This is a genomic window from Rhodococcus cerastii, from assembly GCF_033042195.1.
Taxonomy (GTDB): domain Bacteria; phylum Actinomycetota; class Actinomycetes; order Mycobacteriales; family Mycobacteriaceae; genus Rhodococcoides.
Window position 1 is genome coordinate 1 of the sequence record NZ_JAWLKF010000019.1, and the last position, 15,532, is coordinate 15,532.

Annotated in this window: 16 protein-coding genes and 1 riboswitch; of the genes, 8 read left to right on the top strand and 8 right to left on the bottom strand. The window is 63.3% G+C overall.

Annotated elements, in window-relative coordinates; translation table 11 throughout:
• The first annotated feature begins 964 nt into the window (after window positions 1-964).
• Complete coding sequence (locus R3P93_RS22700) at window positions 965-1,180, top strand: hypothetical protein (protein ID WP_317534178.1); 216 nt, start codon at window positions 965-967, stop codon at window positions 1,178-1,180.
• A gap of 14 nt (window positions 1,181-1,194) precedes the next feature.
• Here the strand turns inward: R3P93_RS22700 and R3P93_RS22705 are convergent, their stop codons facing one another.
• Entirely contained in the window at window positions 1,195-1,479 is a 285-nt protein-coding gene (locus R3P93_RS22705; RefSeq protein ID WP_317534179.1) for a GNAT family N-acetyltransferase, read from the bottom strand.
• A gap of 187 nt (window positions 1,480-1,666) precedes the next feature.
• Between R3P93_RS22705 and R3P93_RS22710 the strand changes: the two genes are divergently transcribed.
• Together R3P93_RS22710 and R3P93_RS22715 are read left to right on the top strand one after the other, a co-directional pair.
• Window positions 1,667-2,437: a hypothetical protein gene (locus R3P93_RS22710; protein WP_094638615.1), complete on the top strand. Its 771-nt coding sequence runs from the start codon at window positions 1,667-1,669 to the stop codon at window positions 2,435-2,437.
• A 230-nt stretch (window positions 2,438-2,667) separates the two neighbouring features.
• Window positions 2,668-2,988: a homoserine dehydrogenase gene (locus R3P93_RS22715; RefSeq protein ID WP_068048442.1), complete on the top strand. Its 321-nt coding sequence runs from the start codon at window positions 2,668-2,670 to the stop codon at window positions 2,986-2,988.
• Window positions 2,989-3,003: 15 nt separating this feature from the next.
• Here R3P93_RS22715 and R3P93_RS22720 read toward each other — a convergent pair whose 3' ends face one another.
• The gene (locus R3P93_RS22720; RefSeq protein WP_068048439.1) at window positions 3,004-3,366 is read right to left on the bottom strand and encodes a helix-turn-helix domain-containing protein; all 363 of its coding nucleotides are present in this window, start codon (window positions 3,364-3,366) and stop codon (window positions 3,004-3,006) included.
• A gap of 73 nt (window positions 3,367-3,439) precedes the next feature.
• Here R3P93_RS22720 and R3P93_RS22725 point away from each other — a divergent pair, with 73 nt between their 5' ends.
• Window positions 3,440-4,096: an FMN-dependent NADH-azoreductase gene (locus R3P93_RS22725; protein WP_068048416.1), complete on the top strand. Its 657-nt coding sequence runs from the start codon at window positions 3,440-3,442 to the stop codon at window positions 4,094-4,096.
• A gap of 75 nt (window positions 4,097-4,171) precedes the next feature.
• Here R3P93_RS22725 and R3P93_RS22730 read toward each other — a convergent pair whose 3' ends face one another.
• The 6 genes from R3P93_RS22730 to R3P93_RS22755 form a co-directional block, all read right to left on the bottom strand.
• Window positions 4,172-4,909: an ABC transporter ATP-binding protein gene (locus tag R3P93_RS22730; protein WP_317534180.1), complete on the bottom strand. Its 738-nt coding sequence runs from the start codon at window positions 4,907-4,909 to the stop codon at window positions 4,172-4,174.
• Window positions 4,902-5,738, bottom strand: a complete 837-nt coding sequence (locus R3P93_RS22735; RefSeq protein ID WP_317534181.1) for an ABC transporter permease — start codon at window positions 5,736-5,738, stop codon at window positions 4,902-4,904. Before R3P93_RS22735 ends, R3P93_RS22730 begins: the two co-directional genes overlap by 8 nt.
• Window positions 5,716-6,729, bottom strand: coding sequence for an ABC transporter substrate-binding protein (locus tag R3P93_RS22740; protein WP_317534182.1), 1,014 nt, complete (start codon window positions 6,727-6,729; stop codon window positions 5,716-5,718). The genes R3P93_RS22735 and R3P93_RS22740 overlap by 23 nt, the downstream gene beginning before the upstream one ends.
• Window positions 6,726-7,448 (bottom strand): TenA family protein, encoded by a 723-nt coding sequence (locus R3P93_RS22745; RefSeq protein ID WP_317534183.1) that lies wholly within the window; start codon window positions 7,446-7,448, stop codon window positions 6,726-6,728. The genes R3P93_RS22740 and R3P93_RS22745 overlap by 4 nt, the downstream gene beginning before the upstream one ends.
• Window positions 7,442-7,541: riboswitch (TPP riboswitch) on the bottom strand. (Overlaps the previous gene by 7 nt.)
• Window positions 7,542-7,604: 63 nt before the next feature.
• The gene (locus tag R3P93_RS22750; protein ID WP_317534184.1) at window positions 7,605-9,002 is read right to left on the bottom strand and encodes a sugar porter family MFS transporter; all 1,398 of its coding nucleotides are present in this window, start codon (window positions 9,000-9,002) and stop codon (window positions 7,605-7,607) included.
• 118 nt (window positions 9,003-9,120) lie between these two features.
• On the bottom strand, window positions 9,121-9,768 hold the full coding sequence (locus R3P93_RS22755; protein ID WP_317534185.1) for a hypothetical protein: 648 nt from the start codon (window positions 9,766-9,768) through the stop codon (window positions 9,121-9,123).
• Window positions 9,769-9,866: 98 nt separating this feature from the next.
• Between R3P93_RS22755 and R3P93_RS22760 the strand changes: the two genes are divergently transcribed.
• From R3P93_RS22760 to hydA, 4 genes are all read left to right on the top strand, one after another.
• The gene (locus R3P93_RS22760) at window positions 9,867-11,444 is read left to right on the top strand and encodes a carboxylesterase/lipase family protein (RefSeq protein WP_269595602.1); all 1,578 of its coding nucleotides are present in this window, start codon (window positions 9,867-9,869) and stop codon (window positions 11,442-11,444) included.
• A 208-nt stretch (window positions 11,445-11,652) separates the two neighbouring features.
• Window positions 11,653-13,167 (top strand): ATP-dependent DNA ligase, encoded by a 1,515-nt coding sequence (locus R3P93_RS22765; RefSeq protein ID WP_317534186.1) that lies wholly within the window; start codon window positions 11,653-11,655, stop codon window positions 13,165-13,167.
• 104 nt (window positions 13,168-13,271) lie between these two features.
• Window positions 13,272-14,111: a nitrilase-related carbon-nitrogen hydrolase gene (locus tag R3P93_RS22770; RefSeq protein WP_197477958.1), complete on the top strand. Its 840-nt coding sequence runs from the start codon at window positions 13,272-13,274 to the stop codon at window positions 14,109-14,111.
• Window positions 14,111-15,532, top strand: a complete 1,422-nt coding sequence (hydA, locus tag R3P93_RS22775) for a dihydropyrimidinase (RefSeq protein WP_317534187.1) — start codon at window positions 14,111-14,113, stop codon at window positions 15,530-15,532. Before R3P93_RS22770 ends, hydA begins: the two co-directional genes overlap by 1 nt.

The following is a 15,532-nucleotide window of genomic DNA, read 5'->3' on the forward strand; positions in this document are numbered from 1 at the left end:
AGTAGGACACCGCCGAACACAACATCCCAGAATGGCCCCCGACCACGGTCGAGGGCCATTCTGCATTTCGAAACCACCCATCACCACACCACGAGCATCCGACGAACGCGCGCGCACCTCACGAACGCGCGCACCCGACGACGAACGCGCACCCGCCACGAGTGCGGCCTGCCTGAACTAGTCAGCCGGCAGACGACGCCACCGCGGACGCTCTTACGAACGCGCGCGCCTTTGCGACGAGCGGGGTCTGTGTCTGAACTGGAGTGCGGGCAGACGACGCGACCGCGGACCACGAATCCGCACGCATCCGGTACGGTCCGGGCCTGGACCCGGTTGCCGACAGGCGACGCGACCGCGGACGCTCATAGGAGCGCAGACGCGCGCGCGTTCGCTATCCGCGCGCAGAATCGCGCCCCGACCACTCGCCATTTCCCGCGCACCTGACGAACGCGCGCGCGTTTGCGAAGAGCGAGGCCTGGACCCATGTGCCGGCGCGAGGTTGCGGGTTCGCAATCTCCATCTCGACTCAGCGAACGTCAGAAACGAGTAGTACCGGGCAGCGTCCAGGGTGTCGGTTCGATGTGTCGTCACTGTCGGGGTCTCACGGCATCGCAGAGAGGGCGTAGTCGACGCGAATCACCATCTGCGCCAGGAGAATTGGTGAACAACAGGTCCTTCGTCGTCACCCGCTGAATTTAATCGGTGGAGTTCGTCGCCGCAGCCGTGCATGATCGTGGCACAGGCACATCGCAGAGACCGTGGAGGTGGACAATGACAGCAGACGCGAATTCCGTGCGCCGTCGATTCGTCTACACGCGGATTGCCATGGCCGCCGATCATGCTCTCTGAGTGAGCCTTCGGCGCAATCGGCCGGTTCCTGCCGACGATATGCATCGATCGACTCAATACTTCGCCGCACAGCAATGCTCTGTGCTCGGCGTCCACTCTTGTTGTAGGAGAACAGATGTACCACTACGAACAGATCCTGAACGAACATCGACAACGCGTCGCGCGGGGTGCGCAGAACTACGAACGGCGTCGGGTCGCGGCGGAGAGAGCTGCCGAAGCAACTGTTGCAGAAGAGATTTCATGTGACGGTGGGGCTGCGGAGGACATGGCCTCGAAGGACTGCGAATCGGAATCCGAGATCAGCTTCGAGGTGATGTCGTCCCGTCGCTGACGGTCAGAGGACGGTCAGAGGACGGTCAGATGTGAATAGCGATCGCCCGCGGCTGCGATGAAGTCGCGAACGAACCAGCACGCGGGGACAACGCGCAGACCATGCGTGCTGGTGTCGTCGAGCGCGTATTCGGTGAGGGCGGCGGCAAGTCCTCGGCCGCGAAACTGCGGAAGCGTCACGGTGTGATGAAACGTTCGCGATCCGTCCGATTCGAGGTACTCCGAGTAGCCTGCCAGCTCGGAATCGACATGGATCTCGAACCTGTGGTCAACAGTGTCGTGGGTGATCTTGACCGGCATGGTGGTACCTCCTGGCCGAGTTTCGGTGTCACCACGGTAACCGGCACTCCTCCGGTGGGGCGTTCTGCGGTTACTCGAGCAGGCATCGACGCAGTAGGGTGAGGGAAACCGAGTCGTGCCAGCGCCACCCGTCGCAACACCGCTCTTCATAAGTACGGGTCGCTCTCGAGGCTGAAGGTGGCAATCCGTGGAAGACACATCCGACCGGGGAATCAAGGCATTCATTCGAACCGTCGCTCAGCGCGGTGGACGTGCGGAGCGGCTGACAACGTCGCGTCGAAATCCCGTGCAGGTCTGGTCGATGGACGGCACGTCGTCGTGCATAGTTCGCGTTCGATCGAAGGTGACGGGTGATTGGAAGGCCCGCAGGCAGGACGAATCGCTCGAGAGTGACGACACCGGATCCTCGTACTGGGTGTTCGTCGATCTCGCGAACGAAGAGCCGCGTTTCTACATGGTGTCGTCGGAAGAGATGGCCACCGACATTCGCGGAGAGGTCGACCTCTGGGTCCAGGATTCGCCACTGCGCACCAGGACCGGGCACCACGCAATCGCGGTGGACCGAGTGCTGCACGGCAGCGAGCGTTGGGACCTGCTTGGTCTGAGCTCGACGCTGGACACGACGATCGATGTCGGCCCCGAACAGACGTGGGTACGTACTCCCCGGGTGAAAGCACCCCGTAAGTCGGCCAAGGCGGCCTTGGAAGAAGAAGTGATCGACAACCGAGTACGCGTGGTCGCCGATTGCGAGGGCTATCGGCTGAGCGGACGCTACGATCCCGAAACGCAGCGACTCGAGATCACCGCAGGACCGATGGAAGGCCGACGGTTCGACAATCCTTCCGTCGCTGCCAGTGCGGTGGCAACGCATATCAGTGGTGATGTCGAAGAGCGTGACGGTTGGGAGTTCTGGCAACTGGACACTCCGGATCGTGCTCCGCTGGGATCGTTTCAGTAGAGAACCACAGCCCGGGACTGTGTAGTTGTGACTCCTCATCAAATCGCCTTTTCCGGTCAAAACCGGAGAAAGGTCCGATTAATCTGGCCCTGGTAGGACGAGCTCCCTGTTTTAGCCCCTGGGTCGAATCGATGTTCGAGAGTTCGTCCGATCATCGAAATTCGGGTACCAGCGAGCTCAACGGTCGACAGTGCGAGGGGTGCTGTCGACCGTGGGGAGAGGTCTTCACCATGGAACATTCCTTCCGGACGGGCTCCGCCCATGCGTCCCGCTTCCTGTTCCTCATCGCCCAGTTCGTCGATCGCAGGATCCCAGCCGAGTTCTTCTCGGCTCAGTTCCGCGAGCTGCAGAACACCCAATCCACGTATCTCGATGCCGACGTCTCTTCGGTCATCGGAATGCTGTCGGTCGACGTCGGCGCTTACCTTGGAGACGTCGAGGTCCGAGGGGTGGACTACATAGACTCCGAACAGCTCTGGCTGGCCGCCGGACAGGCGTTCCGTGATCTCATGACGGTCCAGTCCGAGCACTTCGAGCGCGAGGCCGGGTGACGGCAACCGTCATCGTCACCGGAATCGATCACGATGCCGCAGAAGGTCTTCGAGCCGAAATCGCCTGTGGGTGCCGCGCATTTCGATCGGTAGATCGCCCGCATCGGCCAACCGTCTGACATAGGTGTCCGAAACACCGAGCACCTCGGCAGCGTGCGAGGTGGTCAGCAACTCGTCCACGGTACCGACGGCCACCGCCCGGCCGGTCGCGAGCTGGGTGAGAAGTTCCAACACCGCGCTGCGTGTCGCGTCGTCGAGTCGGACCTCCGAACCGCCGATTCTGATGTCGACGTCTGACCCGGTGCGCTCGTGAACGACCGCCGCCAGCGAGGTGGCCGATCGCGAGTCGAGGGCAGGCATGACGAATCGGAAGTCCATTCGTCCAGGATAGGAGCGAGCGAACGCGGCGGTACGCATAGGCTCGAAGCACCCAGCATGTGAGGAGCGTTCAGTGCCGCAGTTGTTGCACCTCGATTCGTCCGCCGACCCGGTCCGCTCGACCAGCCGGCGGGTCACGGCCCGCTTCTCTGACGCCTGGCATGGGATCGGCACGGACCACTCGGTGATCCATCGAGACCTGCACACGAGTCCGCTGCCGCATCTGCCCACCTCCGCGCTGCATTGGGCACCTCATCTGCGAACCGCAGACGAAACCGTCGAGCCATCTGCCGAGGCGCTGCAGGTCGAACTGATCGAGGAACTGATCTCTGCGGACGCGGTGCTGATCGGTGCGCCGATGTACAACTGGTCGATCCCATCGACCCTGAAGGCATGGATCGACTACATACACGTTCCGGGCCTCACCGTGCCGTTCGACAGTGACACCGCACCCCTCGTCGGCAAGCCCGTCGTCGTGGTGACCAGTCGGGGTAACGACTACACCCCCGGTACGGACAACGCGTCCGCCGATCACACCACTGCACAACTGCGTCAGGTGCTCGGAGTTGCGCTGGGAATGGAGGTTCACTTCGTTCCGGTCGACTTGACGCTCGCCGAGCGGGTGCCGGCACTCGCGCCGCAGATTCCCAAGGCGCAAGCCAATCTCGAGGCGGCGTTCTCCGCCGTCGACGATCTCGCGCTGCGATTGGGTGGGACAACTGCCAGGTGAGGGCCCAGTAGCCTGGCGAAGTCCGCTCGAACGGCCAGGCAACGACACCACCCGAGGTCGGCGTCGTGATGTCGGTCAGAGCGTCGACGCGCTGAGCAGAACGTCCATCAGCTGCTTCTCGACCGCTGCGAACTGCGGCGTCGTGACGATCTCGAGCCCGCGTGGGCGGGGTAGCGTCACCTCGACCTGGCGTCGAACGTGGGCGGGTCTGGGGGAGAGGACGATCACGCGATCGGAAAAGTAGACCGCTTCACGGATGTCGTGCGTGATCATCAGTACCGTCCATCGAAACTCCGACCAGACCTGCTGCAACCAGGCCTGCATGTCGCTTCGCGTCAACGAGTCAAGCGCCCCGAAGGGCTCATCGAGCAGCAGTACCGATCGACCCTGAACCACCGTGCGCAACAGCGCCGCTCGCTGGCGCATACCGCCGGAGAGCTCGAACGGCCTGGCCGACTCGTACCCGTCCAGGCCGAAGACCGGGAAAAGCTCGCGTGCCCGCGCACGCGCCTCCTTCTTGGCGACGCCCTGCACTTCGAGACCGAGGGTGGTGTTGTCCAACACCGAACGCCACGGAAACAGCAGATCCTTCTGCGGCATGTAGGCGCACGGCGGTACGCGAACCGTGCCGGAATCGGGTCGGTCGAGCCCGGCGAGCATGTTGAACACAGTGCTCTTGCCCGAGCCACTGGGACCGATGATCGATACGAACTGACCAGGCTGCACCCCGAACGAAATGCCGTCGAGCACAGGCTTTTCGCCGAACGACTTGGTGAGATCGCGAACATCGATGAAGGTGTCGGGTTCAGACATGAAGACCCACCGTACCGTGGCGCGCCCAAGGTGCGACGAACCGCTCCACCACAAAGGTGGAGACGAACAGGACCACACTGATCACGGCCGTCACGGCAACCGCGGCGAGAACCAGATCGGTACGAAACGAGTTCTTCTGTTGACTCATGTAGATGCCGAGCCCTGCACTGGCTCCGGCATATTCGGCAAAGATCGCGCCGACCACGGCGTAGGTGATTCCGATGCGAAGAGAGGTGAAGAACCGCGGAAGCGCCGACGGTAGCCGCACGTATCGAAACTGTTGCCAGCGCGATGCTCCCATGCTGGCCAGCAGCGATCGTGCGTCTCGATCGGCCGCCGCGAAACCCTCGATGAGCCCGATGGCCATCGGGAAGAACGTGGCCAGTGCGATCACCAGGATCTTCGGAAGCAGCCCGAAGCCGAACCAGATGATCAGCAGCGGCGCGATCGCGATGATCGGGAGCGTCTGCGATACGACGAAGAGGGGAACGAACGCGCGCCGCAGCCACGGCGAGAAATCCACCGCGATGGCCAGCAACCACGCCAGGGCCAGGGAGACCGCGAAGCCGACGAGGGTCACCTGCAGGGTCGCCGCTGCGTTCTCGGCGATCGCGTCGCGCTGCGCCCAACCCTGGACCACCACGCGGCTCGGGGACGGCAGCACCTGCGGCCGGATGCCGCTGATCTCGACATAGATCTGCCAGGCGGCGATGAGTAGGACGACGACGGTCAGCGCGGGCCACGCCCACCGTAGCGAGGCTCGGATACCGCTGAACGAGTAGGAACCTCGGTCAGCGGCTACCGACTCATCGATCGCCGAGGTAGTCATTGGTGAAGTACGTCGACCAGTCCGGCTCCGCAGTCAGAGGCGCGCCGTTCTGATCGGCCAGCACACCGCTGTCGTAGAGGAATTTCGAGTAGGCGGCCCACTTGTCGAGGCTCTGTCGTCCCACCTCGCCGTTGGAGTCCTTCATGTACTTCGCGGCGAGCATCTCCTGGCTCTCGAAGACGAGCGATTCGTCGGTGAAGGTTCCCGGGTTGGCGTCGATCAGATCCTGTGCGGCCTTGTCCGGATCGTCGGCAGCGAGCTGGTAGCCGCGCTGCAGTGCCTGCACGAACTTCCTCGCCTCGTCCGGGTGGGCGTCGAGCCACGGTTCGTTGCCGCTGATCGTGATGGCGTAGGCGTCGGGAAATCCGTAGTCGGTGTAGTCGAAGTACTTCATCGGAGTTCCGCTGTGCTCGGCCTCGATGCCTTCCCACGCGAAGTAGGAGACGGTGAAGTCGGCGGTACCGGAGTAGACCGCCTCGTACGCCGATGTGCCCAGTACCACCGTCTCGTATTCGCCTGTGCCGCCGTCGTTCTTGATCACCTGTTGCAGGCCGGCCTGTTCGCCGGACTCGCCGAAGCCGGCATAGACCTTGCCGTCGAGTGCTTTCGGGCTCGGGATGTCGTCTCTGTCTGCACGAACTCCGATACCGGTCGCCCAGTGCTGGAGCGGCGCGAGGACCGAGACGGTCTGCGCGCCCGCCGAGGTGGCGAAGACGCCCGAACTCTGTGTGCTGATTCCGAACTCGGCGTTTCCGGCATCGACGAGAGTGTCTGCCGCGGTGTTGTTGTACGGGAGGATCTCCACGTCCAGACCTGCGTCTGCGAAATAGCCCTCTTGCAGGGCCACGTACAGGCCGGTGTGGTTGGTGTTCGGCGTCCAGTCGAGGGCGAACCGAATGGTGTTCGAGTCCGTCGAGTCCGAGCACCCCACCAGGCCGGTCGTGGCAACGACTGCCGCCGCCAACGCGGCGAGAATCCGAGTGGTTCTCATGCGTACACCGCACTCTCGGCCAGGGGCCATGGGGTGGGATGTAATGCGCTGTCCCAGAACATCAATTCGTATCTCGATGCCACGACGAAGGCGTCGATCATCTGTTCGCGCTGCGTCGGCGTCGCGGCCGCTGCGGCGTCATCGACGAATGTCCTGGCGGCGTCGACGATGGCATGGAATTCCGGCGCATCGTACGCGGCCACCCACTGCGCGTACGGATGCTCGGGATCTCGATCGAGAACAGCCTTCGCTGCACTGGCGAGTGAGCGACCGACGTCGGCGTAGATCCAGAAGCACGGCAGAACAGCTGCTGCCGCAACAGGATACGGTTCGGTTGCCGCCGTCGCGGTCAGGTAGGACGTGTAGCCCAGGCATGCCGGTGAGGGCTCGGGCGTCCGGGGCGACGGGGGCAGTGCTCCACCGTTCAGCATCGCTTCGTGCGATGCGGCTTCGTCCATCGCACTCGCGGCGGCGCTTGCCCAGAACGCGCCGACGGCCGGGTTCGGTGCGTGCGCTGCCAGCAGTGACAGCGATTTGACGTATCCGCCCAGATAGAGCGAGTCCTGTTCGAGGTACCGACGGAACGCATCGAGCGGAAGCGTCCCCGCCCCGAGGAGCCGAAGAAATTCGAGGTCGTCGATCGCCCGTCGAATGTTCTCGGACGCATCCCACAGTAGATCGGTGAAGCGGACCGGGTCCGCAGATACAACAGGCGTCATCGCCTTGACATCCCTTCGTCAGCATTACCTGCATCAGGTTCGGCGGGTTTGATCTCAGCATCCGCATCGGCGGACACACCCCGTGTCAGAACGACAGTGACAGTAACACCGGTCACTCGATGGTGCTGCTGTTGCCCCTGTATCTGCGGTCCGGCATCACCCCAGCATGTCTTCTAGCTCCATACCCTTGGTCTCCCGGATCTTGGCCTTGACGAAGAAGAACGAGAGCGCGGCGAACAACGCGAACCCTGCGTAGATCACCCACAGACCCACAGACGACGTCAGCGGCGGGAAAGCAAGCGTGACAGCGAAGTTGGCCATCCAGTTGGCTGCGGTACCGATGCCGAGTGCCATGGCGCGCATGCGGTTGGGGAACATCTCACCGAGCATGACCCACATGATCGGACCCCAGGTCGAGGCGAAGAAGATGACGAACAGATTGGCCCCGACCAAGGCGATCGCACCCCACGGAGCGGGCAAGGTGACGTTGTCGCCGCTGCCGGTCGCTTGCGAGAACGCCACCGACGCCATGACCAGTCCGCCGAACATGCCGATCGAGCCGGCCATCAGCAGTTTGCGCCTACCGATACGGTCGACGAACAGGATCGCCACGAACGTCATGACGACGTTGATCACCGCGGTGATGACGGAGGTGGTGAACGACTGATCCTCGGTGAAACCGACCGAACGCCACAGAGTCGTCGAGTAGTAGAAGATCGCATTGATGCCGACCAGCTGCTGCAGCACAGCCATGGTGATGCCCACCCAGACGATGGGTTGCAGGCCGAACTTCGGACCGCGAATGTCGGCGAACGACGAACGCGACTCCTTGCGCAGCGTCAGCCTGATCTCGTGGATGCGCTCGTCCGGGTGCAGTTCCCCGGTGATCTCGGCGAGGACTCGGGCTGCTTCCTCGTCGAGATGCTGACCGACGAGGTAACGCGGAGACTCCGGGATCAGGGTGGCCAGCAACCCGTACACGAGAGCGGGAACCACGCCGACCAGGAACATCCAGCGCCATGCCTCGATGCCGAACCACAGGTCGTTGGACGCGCCGTCGGCTGCGCCGGCGAGAAGGGCGTCGGACAGTAGAGCGGCGAAAATGCCGATGGTGATGGCCAATTGCTGGAGCGAGGCCAAGGAGCCGCGCCATTTGGCCGGAGCGATCTCGGCGATGTAGGCCGGGGCGATCACCGAGGCGATGCCGATTCCGAGGCCACCGAGTACGCGCCAGAGCATGAGGTCGGGGACGCTGAAGGCCAATCCCGAACCGATCGAGGAAATGACGAACAGGGCCGAGCCCAGCAGCATGACTTTCTTGCGTCCCCAGCGGTCTGCGAGGCTGCCGGCGAACCAGGCACCCACTGCGCACCCGATGAGCGCGATCGCGACCACGAAGCCTGTGGTGAACGAACCGAGGAGGAAGTGATCTTCGATCGAGTCGACAGCGCCGTTGATGACCGAGCTGTCGAAGCCGAACAGGAATCCGCCCACAGCAGCGGCGATGCTGACGCCGATGACCTTCGCTGTGTGGCGGTCCGAGGTCTGATTCATGAGTGATGCACCTTCCGGCCGCGCGCACAGGCGTCGGCCGCTGGGGAGACCGTACGGCAGGGATTGTCGTACCGTCCCCGGACATTACGCCTGGTTGTTTGCCGCGCGAACGAGACCGTCAACGAAGGTCGAAATCGTCGTCCGAGACGGTGAAACCGTGGCCTACCTGATCGGTGCACGTGACCCCGGTCTGCTCGTCGACGCTGCACTGGAGGCCGTTGGTGGAGCCACTTCCGGGGATTGTGAGCACTTCGCCGTACGGCAAGGCCGCCGCAGGGCCGTCGAAACGGTGGAACTTGGGATCACCCAAGCTCTCGAACTTCGCCGCAGACCCGGCAATCAGCTGCACAGCGTTGGGTTTCACCGCCGTTCCCGACGCCCCGCTGCCGGGAACCTCGGGTGCCGAATCAGGCAGTGACCCGTGGCATCCGGCGATCGAGGACTCGAGCACGGCGATACCGCACTCGAATTTTCCGCTCGGGCTCGTGAAGTAGTACCAGCCGGGTGCTTTGCCCGCGTAGTCCTGCGGTTCTGCCTGGGCTGCAACAGGACTCGTCGGTGCCGCCGTGGTGGACGTCGGCGTGGTCGTCGTTGGGGTGGACGGTGATGCCGGCGCGGCGGAGGTGACGGAGGGAGCCGTGGTGATCGGGGTGGGGCGGTCGGTGATCACGGTCGCCATCGGACCGTTGCCTTCCCCGCTCGAGCCGCAGCCTCCGAGCAGGCACGCCCCGACGATTGCCACTGCGGCACATCCGATTGTCTTCATCGCCGGTTCCTTCGCTCGCGGGCGTCGACGCTGTGCGTATCGTCGCCGAGGGGATGGTTGATGTTGGTACGTTGGGCAACGACCGAAGGGGAGGTTCCATGGACACCGCGTCTGACTCCGCTGCGTCCGATTCCACCGTGCTCGTGAGCACGCCCTACGGCGACGTTCTCGGCTATCCGGTCGCTGCCGATGCGTCGCCCATCGTGGCCTGGAGGGGTATTCCCTACGCGACGCCGCCGGTGGGCAAGCTCCGGTTCCGTGCGCCGCGTCCGTTGCAGCCCTGGTCGGGAGTGCTTGACGGCCTCGAGTTCGGTGCGATGGCTCCGCAGGGTCGCGACAGTCCGGTGCCGATCGATCCGTCGCTGTCGATTTCCGAGGACTGTCTCACGCTCAACATCTGGGCTCCCCGTCCCGGCGCGGAACTGCGGCCGGTGCTGGTCTGGATCCACGGCGGTGCGTACTCGCTCGGATCGTCCGCCCAGCGGGTCTACGACGGGAGGAACCTCAGCGAGAACGGCGACGTGGTGGTGGTGACCATCAATTTCCGGCTGGGCCCGTTCGGGTTCCTCGACCTTTCCTCGTTCTCCACCGACGAGCACACGTTCGAGACCAATTTGGGGCTGCGAGATCAGATTGCCGCACTGCAGTGGGTCCGCGAGTGCATCTCTGCGTTCGGCGGTGATCCCGATCAGGTGACGGTGTTCGGTGAATCCTCCGGGGGAGCGTCGGTCACCACGTTGATGACTTCTCCCAAGGCCGAGGGGCTGTTCCAGCGCGCTATCGTGCAGAGCGCGCCTGCGACCTCGGTGTACGGCCCCGACCGCGGAGCCGCGGTGGCGTCGAGATTCCTCGAATTGGTGGGCGTCGACCGGAAAGACATCGGCGAATTGTTCGACATGCATTTCACCAGGCTGGTCACCGCCGGCGACACGCTCTGTTACGAGATCCCGACGACAGTTCCTGGGACACTTGGTCTTTCGCCGGTCGTCGACGGCGATATCGTTCCGCGTTATCCCGTGGCTGCCTTCCAGAAGGGGCTCTCGCACAAGATCCCGTTGATCATCGGCACCAACCACGACGAGCCCTCGATCTTCCGATTCATGAAGTCTCCGTTGATGCCGATCACCTCGGACACCGTCTCCGAGATGTTCCGCGCCATCGCGCACGACCACGCGGATCTGCCGGCCTATCGTGTCGCCGAAATCATGGCGGCGTATCCGGACAGGGACAAACCCGCTGGAGCACAGGCTATTTCGCGGGACGCAGGATTTCTCATGCCCAGTTTGTGGATCGCCGACGCGCACAGCAGGCATTCGCCGACATGGATGTACCGATTCGATCATGCGACGCCGATGCTCAAGGCCGCACGGGTGGGAGCGGGACATGCGACCGAGCTGCCGTACGTCTTCGGCAATTTCGGAACGCTCAACCGAGACCCCACCTTCTGGCTCGGTGGCCGAAAGCCCGCAATGGCGGTGTCCGCGCGGATGCAGAGACGCTGGCTCGCTTTCGCGCGGTACGGTGTCCCCGCCGCGCTCGATGCGTCCAAGCATTGGGCTCCGTACACCGAGAAGACGCGCTGGACGCTGGTGATCGATGCATCCGACACTCTCGTCGACGACCCCGACGGTGACATGCGCGCGGCGTGGGGCGACCGCGTTCTCGGGTTCAGCTGACACGTCGTCCATGCAACGGAGTCGTTCCGCAGGCTCCACTCCTGCGCGTTCTGTCGCACGGACGTGGCTGACATGAATCGAACGTAACAGCAAGAACAGTGGTCGCTCGAGTCACACCGGTAACAATTGGATGTCAGCGCGCGGGAGTGGAGCCTGCGGAATGACCTGATCAGGCGAGTCTGTCGGTGGGGGCGGTTATGTTCGATGTGTGTTGATGTCGAAGATCGTCGAAACGTCCCGCGCAGTATCGGCGACGCGTTCGCGCAAGATCAAGATCGGGCAGATCGCTGCCCTGCTCGCCGAGGCCGAGACCGACGACATCGAGCCCGCTGTGTCGTGGCTGTCGGGGGAATTGCCGCAGGGGCGGATAGGAGTCGGCTGGCGCACCCTGGCCGATCTCGACGTGGCGGCCGCTGCCGACTCGACGCTGACGGTTGCCGAGGTGGACGAGGCGATATCTTCGGTCGCGGCGACGTCGGGGGCCGGTTCTGCTGCTCGGCGGGTAGCGATACTGACCGACCTGTTCTCGCGCAGCACAGCCGAGGAGCGTCGGTTTTTGATCCGGCTCGTCACCGGCGAGCTGCGTCAGGGCGCGCTCGAAGGAATCATGGTCGACGCTGTTGCCGCGGCCACGAACCTGCCGCAGGCACCGGTGCGTCGCGCATTCATGCTCTCGGGTCGTTTGCCTGCGACGGCCAATGCCGCCATCACCGGTGGCGTCGAGGCGTTGGATGCATTCCGGCTCGAGGTCGGTCGCCCGGTCCGTCCGATGCTTGCCTCTCCCGCGGAGTCTCTACACGCTGCCTGGGAACAGTTGTCCGGCGACCTCACCGTCGAATACAAGCTCGATGGTGCGCGAATTCAGGTGCACCGCTCCGGAACCGACGTGAGCATCTACACGCGAACCCTGCGCGACATCACTGCGAGTGTGCCCGAGCTGGTGGAACTGGTTCTCGAGCTGCCGTGCGATTCGGTGGTCCTGGACGGGGAGACCCTCGCGCTCGAAGACAGCGGACGGCCCAGGCCGTTCCAGGAAACGATGAGTCGGTTCGGTGCCGAGAGTGCACACGAGCTGCTGCTGCAGCCCTACTTCTTCGACTGCCTGCACCTCGACGGCGTGGACCTGCTCGATGCCCCGCTGGAGCAGCGCCTCGCCGCACTGGACCGGGTAGCGCCGGGGCACCGAATTCCGAGTGCCGTTCGGCCCGATGCGGACGCAGCAGCGGCCCACTTCGACGCTGCACTCGACGCCGGGCACGAAGGGGTCATGCTCAAAGCGCTCGGTGCGCCGTACGCCGCAGGCCGCCGCGGAAAGAGCTGGCAGAAGGTCAAACCCGAACACACGCTCGACCTCGTCGTCCTCGGAGCCGAGTGGGGATACGGGCGTCGCACCGGTTACCTGTCCAACCTGCACCTCGGAGCTCGCAATCCCGACGGCGGTGACCCGATCATGGTCGGTAAGACATTCAAGGGCCTGACCGACGTTCTGTTGCAGTGGCAGACCGACGAATTCCCGAAACACGAGCGCGAACGCGACGAGCACACGGTGTACCTGCGTCCCGAACTGATCGTCGAAATCGAACTCGACGGTGTGCAGGTCAGCCCGCGCTACCCGGGCGGCGTGGCCCTGCGATTCGCGCGAGTACTGCGGTATCGCCCCGACAAGGACCTCGCCACCGCGGACTCCATCGACGCCGTGCGCGCACTCCTTCCACACTCGTGAAAACAGTCCCGACGATTAATACATACGAAACCGGCCGAACGACCCCGTAACACGGCGCAAAATATTCTCGAGGGTGCAAGCCAGCGAGAGATGGAGTGCCAATGATGTCCACAGTTCGAGCTGCTCTGGTCCAAAGCAAGTGGACCGGTGACAAAGAATCGATGATCGCGGCACACGAGGGGTTTGCTCGGTCCGCCGCCGAGCAGGGCGCGAAAGTCGTCTGCTTCCAAGAACTTTTCTACGGTCCGTACTTCTGCCAATTGCAGGACGCGAAATTCTACGAATATGCCGAATCGGTACCTGGGCCTACCGTCGACCGTTTCGCCGCGTTGGCCAAAGAACTCGGCATCGTGATGATTCTGCCCGTGTACGAGCAGGAACAGCCCGGACTTCTGTACAACACCGCTGCCGTGGTGGACGCCGACGGCACCTATCTCGGCAAGTATCGAAAACACCACATCCCCCACGTGAACGGATTCTGGGAGAAGTTCTACTTTCGCCCCGGCAATCTGGGGTGGCCGGTGTTCGACACCGCGGTCGGGCGTATCGGTGTCTACATCTGCTACGACAGGCATTTTCCGGAAGGTTGGCGGGCGCTCGGTCTTGCCGGTGCCGAAATCGTCTTCAATCCGTCGGCTACCTCGCGTGGATTGTCGAACTATCTGTGGAAGCTCGAACAGCCCGCTTCGGCCGTCGCCAACGAGTACTACGTGGGCGCGATCAATCGAGTCGGAATCGAATCCGAATACGGTGACGACGACTTCTACGGGACCAGCTATTTCGTGGACCCCGAAGGTAAATTCGTCGGCGAAGTGGCGTCGGATACGGAACCCGAAATAATCGTGCGTGACCTCGACATGGACCTGCTCAAGGTGGTACGCGACCGGTGGGCCTTCTATCGTGACCGCAGGCCCGACGCATACGGACCGCTGGTGCAACCCTGATGGCCACCACCTTCGTGCACGGCGGAACCGTGGTATCCACCACCGGCGCACAGGAATTGGATGTGCTCATCGACGGTGAGAGCATCGTCGCCGTGCTGGCACCAGGATCGGTCTCCCTGGCCGCGGACCTGAAGACCTCGGCGGACGTCGTCGTCGACGCGACCGGCAAATACGTCATTCCCGGTGGGGTCGACGGACACACGCACATGGAGATGCCGTTCGGCGGTACGTTCGCCTCCGACACCTTCGAAACCGGAACGCGCGCAGCCGCTTGGGGTGGCACGACGACGATCGTGGACTTCGCGATTCAGACACCCGAACAGCGCGTCCAGGACACTCTCGCGCAATGGCACGACAAGGCCGCGGGGCAATGCGCTGTCGATTACGGCTTTCATCAGATCATCGGCGATGTCACCGACGATTCGCTGAAAGCCATGAGCGAGTTGGTATCCGAGGGCGTCACCAGCTTCAAGCTGTTCATGGCCTATCCGGGCGTGTTCTACTCCGACGACGGCAAGATCCTGCGCGCGATGCAGTCCGCCGCCGAAACGGGTGCACTGCTGATGATGCACGCGGAGAACGGCATCGCGATCGATGTACTCGTCGCTCAATCGATCGCGCGTGGAGACACGGCCCCGTACTTCCACGGCACGTCGCGGCCGTGGCAGCTCGAGGAGGAGGCGACGCATCGAGCCATCATGTTGGCCGACGTCACCGGTGCACCGCTCTACGTCGTGCACGTCTCGGCCAAGCAGGCTCTGGAACAGATCGCGCAGGCCCGGGGCAACGGGCAGAACGTGTTTGCCGAGACATGTCCGCAGTACCTCTATCTCTCGCTCGAGGAACAACTCGGTGCACCGGGCTTCGAAGGTGCCAAATGGGTCTGCTCGACGCCACTGCGGTCGCGAGCCGAGGGACATCAAGACGAGTTGTGGCGGTACCTGCGCACCGGTGACGTGTCGACCGTCAGTACCGATCACTGCCCGTTCTGTATGAAGGACCAGAAGGAGATGGGTGTCGGCGATTTCTCCAGGATTCCCAACGGGATCGGTTCGGTGGAACACCGCATCGATCTGATGTTCCAGGGAGTCAAGAGCGGCAAGATCACGCTGGAGAAGTGGGTCGATGTCTGCTGCACCACTCCGGCCAGGATGTTCGGGATGTATCCGAGGAAAGGCGTCATCACTCCGGGTGCCGACGCGGACATCGTGATCTACGACCCGAACGGACACACCAGCATCGGCGTCGACAAGACCCACCACATGAACATGGACTATTCGGCGTACGAGGGTTTCGAGATCGACGGGCATGTCGATACCGTGATCTCGCGTGGCCGGATCATCGTCGACGGTGGATCCTATTCCGGCACTGCGGGACACGGCCGATTCGTCCGACGCGACTTGTCTCAGAATCTGATCTGA

Bases quoted from the DNA above. Each gene is read 5' to 3' on its own strand.
- R3P93_RS22700 (WP_317534178.1), top strand. From the start codon at position 965: ATGTACCACTACGAACAGATCCTGAACGAACATCGACAACGCGTCGCG.
- R3P93_RS22705 (WP_317534179.1), bottom strand. From the start codon at position 1,479: ATGCCGGTCAAGATCACCCACGACACTGTTGACCACAGGTTCGAGATC.
- R3P93_RS22715 (WP_068048442.1), top strand. From the start codon at position 2,668: ATGGAACATTCCTTCCGGACGGGCTCCGCCCATGCGTCCCGCTTCCTG.
- R3P93_RS22720 (WP_068048439.1), bottom strand. From the start codon at position 3,366: ATGGACTTCCGATTCGTCATGCCTGCCCTCGACTCGCGATCGGCCACC.
- R3P93_RS22730 (WP_317534180.1), bottom strand. From the start codon at position 4,909: ATGTCTGAACCCGACACCTTCATCGATGTTCGCGATCTCACCAAGTCG.
- R3P93_RS22735 (WP_317534181.1), bottom strand. From the start codon at position 5,738: ATGACTACCTCGGCGATCGATGAGTCGGTAGCCGCTGACCGAGGTTCC.
- R3P93_RS22740 (WP_317534182.1), bottom strand. From the start codon at position 6,729: ATGAGAACCACTCGGATTCTCGCCGCGTTGGCGGCGGCAGTCGTTGCC.
- R3P93_RS22745 (WP_317534183.1), bottom strand. From the start codon at position 7,448: ATGACGCCTGTTGTATCTGCGGACCCGGTCCGCTTCACCGATCTACTG.
- R3P93_RS22750 (WP_317534184.1), bottom strand. From the start codon at position 9,002: ATGAATCAGACCTCGGACCGCCACACAGCGAAGGTCATCGGCGTCAGC.
- R3P93_RS22755 (WP_317534185.1), bottom strand. From the start codon at position 9,768: ATGAAGACAATCGGATGTGCCGCAGTGGCAATCGTCGGGGCGTGCCTG.
- R3P93_RS22760 (WP_269595602.1), top strand. From the start codon at position 9,867: ATGGACACCGCGTCTGACTCCGCTGCGTCCGATTCCACCGTGCTCGTG.
- R3P93_RS22770 (WP_197477958.1), top strand. From the start codon at position 13,272: ATGTCCACAGTTCGAGCTGCTCTGGTCCAAAGCAAGTGGACCGGTGAC.
- hydA (WP_317534187.1), top strand. From the start codon at position 14,111: ATGGCCACCACCTTCGTGCACGGCGGAACCGTGGTATCCACCACCGGC.